The sequence below is a fragment of the Verrucomicrobiota bacterium genome (assembly GCA_027622555.1).
Lineage (GTDB): Bacteria > Verrucomicrobiota > Verrucomicrobiia > Opitutales > UBA2995 > UBA2995.
Genome location: JAQBYJ010000011.1, coordinates 64,972 through 79,755, shown reverse-complemented (window position 1 = coordinate 79,755; position 14,784 = coordinate 64,972). Strand labels below are relative to the sequence as shown.

The 14,784-nt window shown below is 44.5% G+C and carries 13 protein-coding genes and 1 pseudogene; 8 read left to right on the top strand and 6 right to left on the bottom strand.

The annotated features are described in order from the left end of the window. The 4 genes and pseudogenes from O3C43_05040 to O3C43_05025 form a co-directional block, all read left to right on the top strand. Positions 1 to 216, top strand: a 216-nt coding sequence (locus tag O3C43_05040; protein MDA1065848.1) for a hypothetical protein, incomplete at its 5' end; no start/stop codon positions are given. 302 nt (positions 217 to 518) lie between these two features. Next, positions 519 to 707: pseudogene (locus tag O3C43_05035) on the top strand (type II toxin-antitoxin system RelE/ParE family toxin). A gap of 396 nt (positions 708 to 1,103) precedes the next feature. Next, entirely contained in the window at positions 1,104 to 1,979 is an 876-nt protein-coding gene (locus O3C43_05030; GenBank protein MDA1065847.1) for a hypothetical protein, read from the top strand. A gap of 338 nt (positions 1,980 to 2,317) precedes the next feature. Next, positions 2,318 to 2,551 carry a hypothetical protein gene (locus O3C43_05025; GenBank protein ID MDA1065846.1) on the top strand — a complete coding sequence of 78 codons (234 nt, stop codon included), beginning with the start codon at positions 2,318 to 2,320 and terminating at the stop codon, positions 2,549 to 2,551. 185 nt (positions 2,552 to 2,736) lie between these two features. Here the strand turns inward: O3C43_05025 and O3C43_05020 are convergent, their stop codons facing one another. From O3C43_05020 to O3C43_05010, 3 genes are all read right to left on the bottom strand, one after another. Next, entirely contained in the window at positions 2,737 to 3,630 is an 894-nt protein-coding gene (locus tag O3C43_05020; GenBank protein ID MDA1065845.1) for a hypothetical protein, read from the bottom strand. 89 nt (positions 3,631 to 3,719) lie between these two features. Next, complete coding sequence (locus tag O3C43_05015; protein ID MDA1065844.1) at positions 3,720 to 5,468, bottom strand: solute:sodium symporter family transporter; 1,749 nt, start codon at positions 5,466 to 5,468, stop codon at positions 3,720 to 3,722. Between the two features lie 135 nt (positions 5,469 to 5,603). Continuing rightward, on the bottom strand, positions 5,604 to 6,287 hold the full coding sequence (locus tag O3C43_05010) for a sulfotransferase family 2 domain-containing protein (GenBank protein ID MDA1065843.1): 684 nt from the start codon (positions 6,285 to 6,287) through the stop codon (positions 5,604 to 5,606). 201 nt (positions 6,288 to 6,488) lie between these two features. Here O3C43_05010 and O3C43_05005 point away from each other — a divergent pair, with 201 nt between their 5' ends. After that, positions 6,489 to 7,469, top strand: coding sequence for an MBL fold metallo-hydrolase (locus O3C43_05005; protein MDA1065842.1), 981 nt, complete (start codon positions 6,489 to 6,491; stop codon positions 7,467 to 7,469). A 22-nt stretch (positions 7,470 to 7,491) separates the two neighbouring features. Here the strand turns inward: O3C43_05005 and O3C43_05000 are convergent, their stop codons facing one another. Then, positions 7,492 to 8,967, bottom strand: a complete 1,476-nt coding sequence (locus O3C43_05000; protein ID MDA1065841.1) for a hypothetical protein — start codon at positions 8,965 to 8,967, stop codon at positions 7,492 to 7,494. A gap of 276 nt (positions 8,968 to 9,243) precedes the next feature. On the opposite strand from O3C43_05000, the gene O3C43_04995 reads away from it, so the two are divergent. Continuing rightward, the gene (locus tag O3C43_04995; GenBank protein ID MDA1065840.1) at positions 9,244 to 10,830 is read left to right on the top strand and encodes a PAS domain-containing protein; all 1,587 of its coding nucleotides are present in this window, start codon (positions 9,244 to 9,246) and stop codon (positions 10,828 to 10,830) included. Between the two features lie 74 nt (positions 10,831 to 10,904). On the opposite strand, the gene O3C43_04990 is transcribed toward O3C43_04995, so the two are convergent. Beyond that, on the bottom strand, positions 10,905 to 11,705 hold the full coding sequence (locus O3C43_04990) for a glycerophosphodiester phosphodiesterase (protein MDA1065839.1): 801 nt from the start codon (positions 11,703 to 11,705) through the stop codon (positions 10,905 to 10,907). A gap of 352 nt (positions 11,706 to 12,057) precedes the next feature. Further along, positions 12,058 to 12,261, bottom strand: coding sequence for a cold-shock protein (locus tag O3C43_04985; GenBank protein MDA1065838.1), 204 nt, complete (start codon positions 12,259 to 12,261; stop codon positions 12,058 to 12,060). 259 nt (positions 12,262 to 12,520) lie between these two features. On the opposite strand from O3C43_04985, the gene O3C43_04980 reads away from it, so the two are divergent. Both O3C43_04980 and O3C43_04975 read left to right on the top strand, forming a co-directional pair. Continuing rightward, positions 12,521 to 13,177, top strand: coding sequence for an HAD family phosphatase (locus tag O3C43_04980; protein MDA1065837.1), 657 nt, complete (start codon positions 12,521 to 12,523; stop codon positions 13,175 to 13,177). Between the two features lie 144 nt (positions 13,178 to 13,321). Beyond that, entirely contained in the window at positions 13,322 to 14,767 is a 1,446-nt protein-coding gene (locus O3C43_04975; GenBank protein MDA1065836.1) for a dicarboxylate/amino acid:cation symporter, read from the top strand. Positions 14,768 to 14,784 lie beyond the last annotated feature (17 nt).

The following is a 14,784-nucleotide window of genomic DNA, read 5'->3' as shown; positions in this document are numbered from 1 at the left end:
ATGACTCAAACATGGCGCAATCTCAGAAGCCTGTCTATACGAAACTTTATGTGTTACATGGTACTAGGTACCTATTTCAAACAAAGTCCCCGTTTCTGGTTGAACATCCAAACGGAGTGCGATGTCCGCAGTGCCCTGAAAGATGCCTCTGCATTAACCTCCCATATCAAGCCCTATGAAGCCGTCGCTGAATCGGGTGGTTCCTATGAAGCATGATTCAGTCTTTTAGCGAGAAGGAAACGGAGAATCTTTGGGCCTCCGAGAAGTCGCGGAAGTACCAAGCCATTCTTCGCCCAGGCCTAATTTTGGTTTAACAGAATTGAGATGTCGGTATTGACGGATGAATGGTAAAGGAGCGCACCTGCTGTGCGTGACTGAGATAAGAATGAGGAACATTCGGCATGTCGGTCTGAAGGTGCGAGCAAACCGAACAACAAGACATTCGGCTTTGGAATTGATTGAAAAAAATATTTTGTTGAAATACTACATTGCTTGCACCTGCTGAAAGCTAAATTACTCGAAAGTTAATTCAGCTGAAAGCGGCCGTAGCCCTGGAAGATTTAAGATTTCCTCCCGGCAATCACCTGGAAGCCCTTAAAGGTGACGGTCAAGGGCAACACTCCATCCGCATAAATCAGCAATACCGAATCTGTTTTGTTTGGACTAACGCCGGACCTGAAAAAGTAGAGATCGTAGACTACCATTAATCACGCGGGCTCATCCCCTGTGGGGTAAAAAAGCTGTTGGGAGTAGCCAAGCTTTCCACGAAAGCTAAGCTGTTGGCCCCCTCCAACCCGCCGAGAGTCACGTTCCACTGCAATTAACTCGCGCAAAGCCGCATAGACGCAAAGTAGGGATTAACTAAGTTTCAGAGTCAGCTCCATGCTCCCTGTGCCTCCGTGAGAGACCTTGTATTTCAAATCCTGATCTTAATCTTAATCCTGGTCGAGCCTTCACCACTGTTTAGCTCCGTGCCTCCGTGAGAGCCCATCGAATCTTGATCCTGATCATGATCTTAATCGTAGTTCTGATCCATTCTTAAGGTCGTAATCCCTCAAAACTATTAACTGTTAAACCATGGGTTCCTCCTTCAGGATACCTCCATGCCCAAACAAACAATCTCCGTCGGTGACCTGACTGCCACCATTGTTGACAACGCTGAGCACGGTGAGCACCGGGCCGGCTACAACGGGATCGCCAGCCTGCGGCACCGGACAAGTAAGCGCAGCCTCTTCGTCGAGAAATACGCGGGCCTGAATTTAGAGCACATCTTCAGCGGAGCAGGGGAGGACAATCGTGATGTCTTTTTCGAACCCCGGGTCGCACCCATGGAATTGAAGAAAATCGCCGAAGACACTTTCGAGCTGTATCAGCTCCCCACACCGACCTTCCACCTGGTTAGCTGGACACGCTTCCAGCTCGTCGCGCCGCACTACATTGATATGACTTTCACGTGTCGGGCCACTCAGCATGCATTTAACTACGGATACATCGGGTTATTCTGGGCCAGTTATATCAATGCGCCCCTTGACAAGAGTATGTATTTCTGGGGAGGACTGGAAGGGGAGAATCCGACCTGGCAGCAGCTCGTCACCCAGCAGCACAACGACAAGAGTACCGTTCGCCATAAAGACGACGATTTTCAACTTCAGTGGGAGGAAGGTTCGCGCGACACGCTCTACAAGAACATCTCACCCCTGCGTTATCACTTACCGTTTTTCTACAGCCATTTTGATGACCTCACCTGGGCGGTTATGTTCGATCGCCACGAAGGTATCCGGCTTACCCATTCCCCGAGCGGCGGTGGGCTCAATGCGGAACGGCAGACCACCAATCCCGCCTGGGATTTTCAATTCATCATTCCCGACTACGAAGTTGCCACCGACTATACTTTCCGCGCCCGCGCATCCCTCCAGCCCCGCATCTCGCGAAAACGCATAATGCAGGAGTACGAGGGCTGGCGTGAGTCGAACGCGTGACGAAACTTTTTTTGAGCAACCATACACAAGATTAACTCGTGCAAGGCCGCAGAGACGCACAGTAGGGATGGGTTAGGTTATTAGAGTCAGCTCCGTGCTCTCCGTGAGAGCCCTTCAAATCTTGATGCTGATCTTGCAAAACTTTATGGCGTAGCCACAAGGACAAAAGCGAAAAGGGTCAATGTTCATATATCATATTTATGATTTCTATGAATACTTCTTTCCCCATTCCCGCTAATTTTTTAAGATTGTTCTTGGTAGAGTGATGTGATTTATTTGTATAACTTCATTCACTTTTCTACTGAGAAAGATAGGGCAAATTTTTATGAATATGAAATATGAACATCGACCCCATTCATGGCTCCCATTCATGGCTCTGTGGGAAGGAAATGATCTCTATGGGCTACAAGTTTCGAGCCCCAAACAAATCGGATGTCAACGAATGGAAACGAATAGAAGATGGAATTGAAAACGGAACCGAATGGGAAATCAGGACGATTAGAAAAGAGGTGAAAAAAGAAAAACCAAAGAATTCACCAGAAATGAAAAAAGCTCTCGGAATCACAAAATGAACCCAAAACTTAACCAGCCAGTGTTGGAGAACTGAATGCCAACCACAGATAACGCAGATTTACACAGGTACGAGTTTCCGTAGCAGTCGATGATGTCGCGGGCGTGTTGATCCGACATGAAAAAGAGGACATTGGATGATTTCATTTAAAGGGTAACAAAATCGAAACTAACCGATGGTTCAAAATTACTCGCCGACTCCGTTGGTTGTTAAAACCTGAAGATTGTGAACATATTTCACGTCAGGGTTTTGGTAGGTCCAAACGATTTGTTTATCGCGGTTCACCTCAATCATTTTCAATCCATCCTCGGACTGGTTTCCATAACAAGAGACCAGGAAGTTTCCACTTTTTAAAACCTGTAAGCCGCAGACATCCTGGAAAATTCCCCCCAATTCGTCGGTTGATAGATGCCAGACCAGTTTCCCTTTTTTATCGAACACCACCATGCGATTTCCTGAGGCGCAGGTAATAACTGTCGAACCATCATCAAGCCGACTGGCGGCGAAAGTTCCGTTTTGGGCTGCAGGGCCGCCCAGCTCTGGAAGGTCCACTCGAAATGTGTGAACTACCTTTCCTTTGTTATCATATTCCTTTACAAACGGCATGATTCGGTGAGGCACCAGGTAGTTACCATTATCCAGTTTTCTAGCCATACGTGTCTGCATATGAATATTGTCTGTTTCTGGTTGAAGAGGAATGGCAGCCGTGACTTTCCCTGCTGAATCGACCTCAACGAGTCTGGGAGATTCGCCTAACTCGGTCACGAGGGTTTTCCCGTTTGGCAGACGCTGAGCGCTCATGATTTCGGAATTAACCGTTTGCGTATAGGTCCAGATGATTTCCTTGGCCGGTGTTAATTCAATAACTCGTTTGGGGTAGGTGATCAGGTAATTTCCATTCGACAGCTTGGTGATATCTTTGGATCGATCATCATACTGCCACGTAATTTCGTCTTGTTCGTTAAATTCAAAGGTCTTTGGACCGCTGATGACAACCGAGTGTCGTATTCCAAAATCGCTTTTTTGTTGGCTCCACAATGAACTGGTTAGGAGTAAACCCAGTATTAGGGTATATTTCATGCTGTATAGATTTGTATCACCAAAGCTATCCACGATCCATTCGTTGAAAAGGATTAAAGTTCTCTTTGCTTCGTTAGTCCGCCCAAGTGCTAGTAGCGTGATTTGATATAAGTTTCGTATCTTTTTTGTAGCCAGGTATGGGCCCATGAGCAAAGCCCAACACAAACAAAAATCGCCAGGGTGAAATAAATCCAAAATGTGGGTGCGACCATTGCGTTTGCATAAGCGAAGCCGATTTTAGAAAATATTACATAGCTGAGGGATGCACAAGAGATCAACATTGCGCTAACGAGCATGCTAAATTTCCAAGGAATCATTTCTACCTTCGGCGCATGTTGATAACTGTAGGTTTTGTTATGGGGCTTAATGAGGGACCAAAGAATAAGAATCCCTGCCTCTGCAATAAACAATATTGAGAAAACATGCATCCAATGGATGGGGATTTCGATATCCATCATTGCAAGGCCCCAAACGAGGAAAAAATAAACCACAATATGAAAAAGAAAAATGAATTGGGCAGCTGCTGGTGGAATTCGAAGCTTCCGGGCAAATAACCCAAGGACAACCAGGCAAACCATGGGAATAGCTATGAAGCCAGTGAACTTTGCTATAAATATAAAAATGCCGTCCGGAGCATTGGCCAAATTAGGGGCGATTGCCATGGTAACCAAGGCACTGATAATCGCAAAAATTTTCGATACTTTAATCAGTTTATGATCGTCGGCATTTTGGTTTATTAACGGCTTGAAAATATCCAAAGCAAACATCGTCGCCGTTGAATTTAAGAGCGAATTATAGGTCGAGAAAACTGCCCCAAGAAGAACGGCAATAAACAAACCGAGTAACGGGGCAGGTAAGGTTTCGGCCACCAATGCAGGGTAGGCCATGTCGGTTGGTTCAAGATCAGATCCGATAAGATGATAAGCGAGCAATCCGGGAAACAACGCAACGAAGGGGATAATCATTTTGAAAAATCCAGCAAGTAGAAGTCCTTTCTGACCTTCCGCCAGGCTTGCTGCTCCCAATGCTCGTTGAATTATAAATTGATTCGCGCTCCAGTAAAACACAGCCATTACCATGAGCCCGGTGAAAACAGCCGATATCGGGATTGCATCCAATTCATGGCCGGTACCAATCGCGTTGAGTTTTTCGGTATGAGTGGTGGTTATTTCATAAAATGCTTCCGTTACGCCTCCCCCGAGTTTCTTGCCCAAAGCTATAAGTCCAAAAACCGGTATCAAGCAACCTACGACCAATAAACCGATACCATTTAGGGTGTCTGAAACTGCCACTGCGCGGAGACCTCCAGTTATAGCATATACCGCTCCTATGGTACCAATGAGCCACGTTACCGCCCACAGAGACTGCGTTTGGGTGAGGCCTGTCATCCCTTCGACATTCAATGTTTTCATTAAAGCCAACGATCCGCCGTAGAGGACAGAAGGTGCCGTAACAAATAGGTAGCCAAACATCATGAGTCCGACTACCAGGCGTTGGGTTCCATCTCCGTATCGAGACTTAATGAAAGAAGGGATGGTTGCAAAAGCTCCACCCAAATACATGGGAAGGAAAAGTACGGCTAGTACTATGATTCCACGAACAGCCCAGACTTCCCACGCCAAAGCTGTCATGTTCCCTGAATAGGTAAGTCCGTTTTGACCAATCAGCTGTTCAGTAGAAATATTCGTCAACAGCAAGGACCCTCCGATAAACAAGCCTGTAAGTCCATTGCCTGCGAGAAAGTAGCCATTGGCTGACGAAACTTTGCCTCGAGTCTTACGCCAGGAATACCAGGCAACGAACCCCATAAATGCCAAACAGGAACAAATAGTAACCATCTTACCTAGACTCTATGGCGTAACTTAAAACACGATAGTTTTTTAGCCGGTGTTTTAAGCCCAAATATATAAAATCAGTTATTTTGGGTTTGTTGCGAATTGAATGAAGGAGTGACCTTGCCCGACAATAATGAGTTACCATTTGTAATCAAAATAGGCAATTTCCCGAGCAAACGCTTTTGAAATTTTATCCCTATCGTTCTCTGTTAAAAGCTCACGATAAGTACGCTTATCTTTTCTGAATCCTGTTTTGGTTTTTGGCAAGTAAGGGGTTTCCCCGAAATTGAATTTTTCACCAATCTCTATCATGGCTTCTGTCAATTCTTCAAATCGAAATACTTTATCTACAACGATGTTTGACACCGATGAATAGAGTTCAAATCCACGAATGTGGTTTGCGCTGGATGATTGAATAAAGCTTGAAATTGATTGGCGAGGTTCTGTTGGAAATCGATAGTAATACCAGGATACGACTTTATCCCAAGGGTTTCTTTCAAAACAAAATTTGTAGTAGGAATCCCAAGCGGTAGTTTTTATATATCGTCTGATAAATACTGCACTCACATGGTTCATGAATTCGAGCCTTCTTCTGTAATAAATGGCCTCCATTAGATCTCTTCTGGAGTAGTCGCCTAAGGGGATTTTGTAGTTCTGTGGCCCTGGAAACCCCAGCTGCTGTCTGATTGCTTCGTCCTCCGGACTAATGGGTGTAATGATATCCTGAGGTCCACAATATTTTGAAAGAGCAATCTCTATGCTCGTCCCGGCTGTTTTCTCAGTTTTGATAAAAATAAATTTATGTTTATGAGAAATAATCATTATGCCGTGGGATGCGTTTGAATGGCCTACTTGTTTTACGCGAATGATTTTCAGTTTTCACAAACATAAATAAGATGCCAATCATTCGATTCCCTGAATGTATGCGTCAATACAAAGATCTAACTGAGTGCTTTCGTTCTCTAATAATTTTGAAGGATGATACCTTGACCACATCCTTGAGATTCAATGGAATTGAGAGCTATGAGGTCTTCCGATTACCTTAATTGGGTAAGATTAAGTATCGTGCTAATTCTGCTTTGTGAAATATCAATGGTGGATGCGCAGATTATTCCTGCATTCTCAGGTATTCAAAGGCAAGTTACGGGCAAGATTCAACTGGAGCTCAATGTTCCAGGTGAGCAATACGTGCGTATTGATACTTCATCCAATCTAACTCAGTGGAATGGGCTGATCACTTTTCAAAGTATAGGTGACGACGTATTTGTTGATAACACTCTACCTGGAATTGACTCTCGCTTTTACCGAGCTGCGGTTATTACAAATGCAAGTGTTCTCACCGGAGATCACTTGTCTACGAGTCAAGGAGAGGCAGTCATTCATCCGGTTAACCATGCATCTTTTGTGATCAATTGGAACAATCTGATGATCTACAATGACCCGGTTGGTGCGGCAATCCTCTATTCGGAATTTCCGAGAGCAAACCTTGTTCTGGTTTCTCATCGGCACAGCGACCATTTCAGTAACGCCACACTCGATGCTGTCAAAATGGATGGGACCGTTATTGTAGCACCACCGGATGTTTTCAATCGCATGACCGCAGCACTTCAGGCCATCTCCATCTCCTTGCCAAATGGCGAAATGACCACTGTGTTGGGAATGAATATAGAAGCGATTCCTGCCTACAATGACCGTCACACGCGAGGTGAAGGAAATAGTTATGTTCTAGCCTTGGGCGGCAAGCGCCTGTTTATGGCAGGTGATACGGAAGGTGTTCCGGAGATGAGAGCTTTATCCAATATCGACGTCGCCTTCCTTTGTATGAACCTTCCGTTTACTATGAGTGTTACTCAGGCCGCCAGCGCGGTTCGTGAGTTTCAGCCCAAAGTAGTTTACCCGTATCACTTTCGAAATCAGGATGGTACTTTTTCGAACCTTGACGACTTCAAAGCTCAAGTTGGTTCCGACCTCAATGTCGAAGTGCGCATTCGAGATTGGTCTTGATCTGGTTTCTTTGGATCGCGGTTTACACCGGTGACAATAGTTGAATTCCCGTATCCTTTATGGTGCTCAGTGCGCTCTGGATGTTGGTTAATAAGGCTTTTAAATTCCCAGACCCTGGCATTGAAAGCGTTATGCAATTATCCGCCATATGAATGCGGAGACTGGGCTTTGGGATATCCAGCGTGAGTGAGGATAAGTCTGCTTCGTATTTCAAATGAGCTTCGAGTTCTGGAATGTTTTCAATGGCGTCGATTTTTTCCTCAATGTTGATCTTGCCAGAAAACTCGATTACCACGGTGTCGCAGTAGTTTGAAAATGCTTCGCTGAATGCGTCTTCCAGGAATACTTCTTGTCGACGAATAACGCCTATTTCTGTGGTGATTATATACCCTGTTGTGTCATCTGGATTTTGTGAAATTGACAGGTTAACATCGAAATCGGGCGTCTTGATCGTGGCTGCATCCTGATCGCATGCAAAGTTCAGGTTCTTTCTCCGGTAACCTAGATGTGTGCGAATGTTTTCATAAATGGCTTCCGCTTGAGTTTTTACTTCTTCGTAGCCGGCTCGTTTTACAAATGCTTCGGCGGAGCTGAAATGTCCCTGGGGAACATGATGGCCTTTTTGAAAACCACTTAAGCTTCTCACAAGCCCAAGCTTTTCACCGCGTAAGGAAGTGTCCTTTAAAGCGCTTCCAAGTCCCAATACGTTGGCTCTCTTTTTCGAAGTGATTGAAGTGAGGTCAGCCAATAGTACCGGTTTCATCGGATTGCCGAACCAGATCGGTGTTTGAGTCTCAGTACCGGTACGCGTCAGTCTTAATAGGCGAGGAACTTCTTCGGCCAAATATTCTCCCAGAGATTCGTCAGTCAGTAGCTTGTCTTTTCCCACTGCTTCCTGCGCATTTCCTGAAAGGGCGTTTATTAGACTACAGGACCAAATACCGTGACGAAGGGTTCGATTAGACCACGATGATTCGTTATCCCTACAGGATATGAAAGCTGCTTGGTTTTCTGTTTGCTGGCAAAAAAGACTCAACTCTTCTCCTGAAAAACTGGAGACTTCTGATTCGAGGTTTTCTTCGTTCGGAAGATCGCATCGGCTGGGGTCGATGAAGATGACCGTTCTGCCATTTTTGCGAACGCCTATCTCTTTTAAGACTGTGGATAATGAAATACTGGTTTCGCGAATATCGCTGGGCTGAGTATCATGCAAAATCAGGTGGTTTAGCTGGTTGAAAGAAAGCATTTGTCCGGCAACGAAAACCACCAGTGTGTCACCGATATCAATGCTTTTGATGAAGTGTTTTAACGACGTTTCAATTGTCGTCTTGGTTGCCTTCGAACCCAGGAGTTTTACGCAGGTAATCGGGTCTGCTCCCAGGGCAAGCCATGCATCTACGAACTTACTGCAATCATTATCGGCAAAGGAAACAGAGGAGAAGGTGGGGTTCTGATAAACTTCAACTGCAACGGCGAATACATGAATGCGGGTGCCCATCGGTTTTAACAGGCACTATTACTTTCCAAGTCCAAGGGTCTGATTTTTATAAAAAGCAACATTGAAGGTAGTAGGTTTTTTCAAATGGATTTGAAGAAAACGATAATCTTTGGACAAAAGACGCAATTACGACAAACAATCATTTCTTTATTTCAATTCATCTTTAAAAAGAAATGAGCGATTTTCAGATTCCTTCATGTTTTTTGATCTGGCACCATTTTCTTTTTGCATGGGTAGAAAGATGTTTCCACAGTTTGGTCCGGAAACAGATTCTTTATGCCACCACATCCTGATAATCCAAAACCTGAAACAGCCGCCTCACTCGATTCGCCGCTTTTCTGTAATCTGGATGCGCATAGAGTTATGTTGCAGGCAATCATTGATCATTCGCCAGCCGACATTTATTTGAAGGATTTGGAAGGTAAATATTTGTTGGTGAATCGGAATTTTGGTGAACGTGTCGGAATGGATCCATCGGTTATAATTGGAAACACGGTCCACAATTATTTCACTAAATCTGAAGCCGATCAAAAATCGGTGAACGATGAGATTGTCGTGAATGAAGGAAAGGCGCGACAATTTGAGGAGGTCGTCACTATGAGCGATGGAACTCATACGCTTCTGTCGGAGAAGTTTCCAATTAAGGATGAGAACGGAAAAATTTATGCCGTGTGCGGAATCTCCACAGATATTACTTCACGCAAGGCCTATGAGAAAAAGTTGCGCCAACTAAGCCAACAGATTCAACAGCAGGGGAGGACTTTGGAGATCGTATTATCGTCTTCACCGAACATCGTTTACATGTTCGATAGCCAAGGGCGTTTCCTTTACGCCAATCAATCCGGGGCTGCTAATTTTGGAGTTCGTCCTGTTGATATAATTGGGAAAACCTTGAAGTCACTAAAACTGCCTGTGGGAGTTTTCGAACCTTTCATGGTGCATCTTGTTCAAGTTTTTAAGACGGGTAAGACGATCAAAGATCAGTTGGAGTTTTCCACACCAACCAGCAATCAAGAGCTTTCTTATACTTTGATACCGATCATGGATATTCGGGGTCGGGTGGTTAACGTAATCGCCTACGTGAACGACATCACGCTCGACCGTGAGAAAGATCGCATGCTGAAAAGCCAAACACTTGAAATTAACCGGTCGAATGAAGAGTTGGATGAATTTGCCAGGATAGCTTCGCATGATCTGAGCGAGCCGCTTCGTTTGGTTCAGACTCACTTAAAAGCACTCAACGAATCCATGGGTTCCCTTTCGGACGAGTCGAAAAAGCACCTTGAGCTCAGCTTAGAGGGCGCTGGTCGTATGAAAGTTTTAATTGACGATCTGTTGGAATACGCGCGTGTCGGGATCGATGTCGGGAAGTTTCAACAATTAAAGATGAACGAAGTTCTGGATGCTGTCGAACGAGACCTAAAGCTGAGTATACAGGAATCTGGAGCTACCATCACTATTGAAAAACTACCTTCCATTTGGGGTTTGGAAGATCAATTAATTCAATTGTTTGTTCAGCTAATTTCGAACGGCTTGAAATTCAATACATCTCAACATCCAAATATCGATATTTCTGTTGAGCAACGCAACGAGACGTGGGTATTTGAAGTTAAAGATAACGGAATCGGAATTGAATCCAGCGAGTCGGAACGGGTGTTCCAGATTTTTCATCGAACTCACAGCCATAAGAATTATCCCGGCACCGGTGTCGGATTAGCCATTGCGAGAAAAATTGTTCAACTGCACGAAGGCACTATCTGGGTGAAATCCGAGCTCGGGCAAGGTTCATCCTTTTTCTTCAGTCTGCCAATTCGCCACAAGGGTGGCCATCAGATGATGATAGATTTATTCGGCGAACTTTAAGGATGGAAAGTTTGATCCGTTCACGAGGTTTCTAATAAAACCTTCAGGCAAGATTTCGTTAAATCCACACCAAGTTACTGGTTTAGCTGTTCTCTAATATAGCCGGGCCTATTTGTCGTTATCGAGAGCGCACCCCAGTCTTTAAATCGTTTTGCGATTTCCGGATCATCAACAGTCCATACGTGATACTCGAATCCGTGCTCAATGATCTTCTTGATGTAGGGAGCATTAACCAGATTGCGTGTTGAACTAAACCCATCGGCCCGGATATCGCGCAATGTTTCCAAAGTTGTTTCGGTGGATGGTGTTAACTCTCCTGAGTTGCTTTCTTTAAAATCAGAAAGCCAGCATGCCTTAAACTGAGGTGCCTGTATTTTGATTTCTCGAATAACTTCCATGTCGAATGCGATCACGACAATTTGTTCGGTCTTCAATCCGGATTTCCGGATTTCTTCAATCAAAGATGGAACGATTACCTTACTGCACTTCACTTCGATATAGATTATTTTGTCGGTGGGAACAGTGGCGAACACTTCCGCAATGGTTGGTATTCGGGTGCCTTTGTATTGAGGGCTGTGATGGCTACCAACATCGAGTGTTAGCATTTCGTCCAGGGTTTTTTCGAGGACCGGCCAACTTTTCCCTGTAGTGGTTTTTGTATCTTTATCATGTACGCAAACGATGTATCCGTCCTTGGTTAAATGAAAATCACCTTCGATCGCATCTGCCCCTTGCTGCCAGGCAAGCTCGAACGCCGGAATTGTATTTTCAGGTGCATCCTTGGAAGCCCCACGGTGTGCGACTATGAGTGGTTCGTTTGCCTGGGCGGTGAATACGGTCATTAGAAGAATGGTGGAAAGGAATAGGGGCTTCATTTTATCTAATTGGTGAGTGAAAAGAAGTTCATTGAACACCTATTCTTGATAGGGGTAAACCAAATTTAGTTCTGGGGCTTTCAGTCAAGGTCTCCAAGCCGCTCAACCTTTCGTAACCCGGATTATATTTCCCCGTGCTTGAGTACAAGTCTGCTTCCTCTCGTCGAAACTATATCCTGAAACACAAAGAGCACTACCGTTAACGGGTAGAGCTCCTTGGATTTAAAAGTCTTCGGCTAAATTATTTGCGGATTAAGGCAAAAGGCTCAGCTCGGTAAAGTTCTAAAGGCTCGATAAAACTTTTGCAGATTAAAGAGCCATTTTCCTCAATGACTTATTGGTTGTGTTGAAACTAGATGGGTCTTACGTCAACGGCACACGGGCCTTTTTGACCTTCGCCTACTTCGTATTCAACTTTTTGGCCTTCATCTAAAGATGCACGACCGGATGTTTTGATTCCTGAATGGTGAACAAATAGGTCTTTTCCTCCGTCATCCGGAGCAATAAAACCAAAACCTTTTTCATCATTGAACCACTTTACTGTACCTGTACTCATAACTTACTTTTTTCTTATTAGATTAAATATCTGTTTTGCGAGCAACGTGCTTTTTTAAACAGATGCAGAAGAGGAATGTTAAGATTTTTGGAAAAGGCAAGGGTGAACCTTTGCCTGACATTTTCTTAAAACAAAGAATTAAAACGCTGTTCTTTAAAGGCTTAGGGAAACTCATCCAGGACTGTGCGGATCATTTATCCTTAATTTTCATCTCAAGTTTTCATTTGACCCTCAATCACCCTCACCAATCGTACCGTTAATGAAACTAGGTGCATTGTTTGATTGGGACGGGGTGGTCATTGATTCCTCAAAGGCGCATGAGGAAAGTTGGTGTATGCTGGCGAGGGAAATTGGAAAGACGTTGCCGGAGGACCATTTTAAGCGCGGATTTGGCCGAAAGAATCAGGTTATTATTCCTGAGATTTTAAAATGGTCGGACGATTCATCCGAAATCGAGCAATTAGGAAATCGGAAAGAAGAACTTTATCGCGAGATTGTAGCCGAAAAAGGCGTGGACAGGATTCCTGGGATCAAGGCGTTTCTGCAGGATCTAAATGAGGCGGGGATTAATTGTGCGGTGGGTTCTTCAACTCCTCGCAAGAATGTTGAAACGATTTTGAGCCTGGTAGGGTTTGGCGAATTGTTTAAAGCGATCATTTGTGCAGAGAATGTTTCTCAAGGGAAACCGAACCCTGAAGTATTCCTGACCGGGGCCGCTCAAATTGGATGTGATCCTGCCGCTTGTGCAGTATTTGAGGATGCCTTCTTTGGACTGCGAGCCGCCAAAGCCGGTGGAATGAAAGCTATCGCTCTTGCCACGACACATGCTGCCACTGAGCTTGAATCTGAATCACCCGATTTGATTTTGGAAAATTTTATAGGGTTCAACGCGAAAAAGTTCATCGAATTATTTTAGTCCCTGGCTTCCCATAATAAACAAAGTCCAAGTGCCGGTTAAAAGAATATGTATTCTTCCTTTGTGTTCTTCGGGTAATCAGTAGTTAATTTTCTTACCTTAAATAAATTACGTCCAGGCGCCTAATTCCAATCTTCTCAGTTTATGTCTAAAAAAAAGAAACTATCCCTTACTGCAAAAATTCTTATCGGAATGGTTTTGGGCATACTGCTGGGAAGCCTGTTAAATGAATCCTATTCAAATGAAACCTGGGTAAAGCCATACCTGGTAGAAGGGTTGTTTGGAGTTGTTGGGACTATTTTTATAAATGCTCTCAAAATGTTGGTGGTGCCTTTGGTTTTGGTATCCTTGATCTGCGGAACGGCTGCCCTCGACGATGCCCGGAGAGTGGGGACGGTTGGAGTCAAAGCTGTTAGTCTTTACTTACTGACTACGGCTATTGCCATAACCATGGCTCTGGTCTTTGCACTCTTAGTGAATCCGGGTAAGGGGATTGATCCTGAGAAGTTTATTCAAAAGGAAGTGGTCGAAAAATCCCTCGTTGAGAAGCAGGTGATTTTATTGGAAAGCGAACTGGATGCCGTAAAAGCAGTTATCAATGACGTCGCTACCAATCAACTCAAACTGGATCCTCTCTTTAAGTTTGCCGGGAAAAAGGAAGAAGAAGCCGTTTCGACTTTCACACCCGATGAGGCACCTCCGTTAAAAGAAGTGATTATCAACTTGTTTCCCAGCAATCCCTTTCAGGCGATGGTCCAGGGTAACATGTTGCAAATTATCGTGTTTGCGGTGCTCTTTGGATTAGCACTAACGATGTCGGGCGATCGCGGAAAGCGTGTGCTCGCAGTATTTCAGGATCTTAATGAAGTGGTTATGAAGCTGGTTCTAATTCTGATAGAATTAGCTCCTTACGGTGTATTTTGTTTGGTTAGCAGAACCTTTGCTACTCAGGGTTTTGATGCGATTTGGCCATTGGCAAAGTATTTCTTTCTGGTTGTGGGGGTGTTGATCATTCATGTGGCCTTTGTCTATCCATTGCTTTTGAAACTTCTAGCTGGATTGAACCCTCTGATGTTCCTGCGTAAAATGCGGAACGCACAAATATTCGCATTTAGCACAGCCAGCAGCAACGCAACCATTCCGGTAACTTTGAGAGCTGTAGAAGATCGTCTGGGCGTGGATAACTCTATTGCGTCTTTTACGGTTCCATTAGGTGCCACAATCAACATGGACGGTACGGCTATCATGCAAGGTGCGGCGACCATCTTTATTGCCCAGGCTTACGGAATAGATCTAACCTTCGGAAACTTAATAACGGTTATTTTTACCGCTACTATTGCTTCTGTAGGAACAGCTGGCGTTCCGAGTGCAGGACTCATTATGTTGTCTGTTGTACTTACCCAGTTGGGTTTGCCGGTAGACGCGATTGCTATCATCTGGGGAATTGATCGTCTTCTTGATATGGTGCGAACTTCCGTTAACATTACGGGTGACGCTATGGTAACAACCATTGTGGGGAAGTGGGAAGGACAGCTTGATATCGAGATCTTCAACAAAAATATAGATACAGACGGCTCTGTGGATACTTAGAGAATTGAGATTTTTAT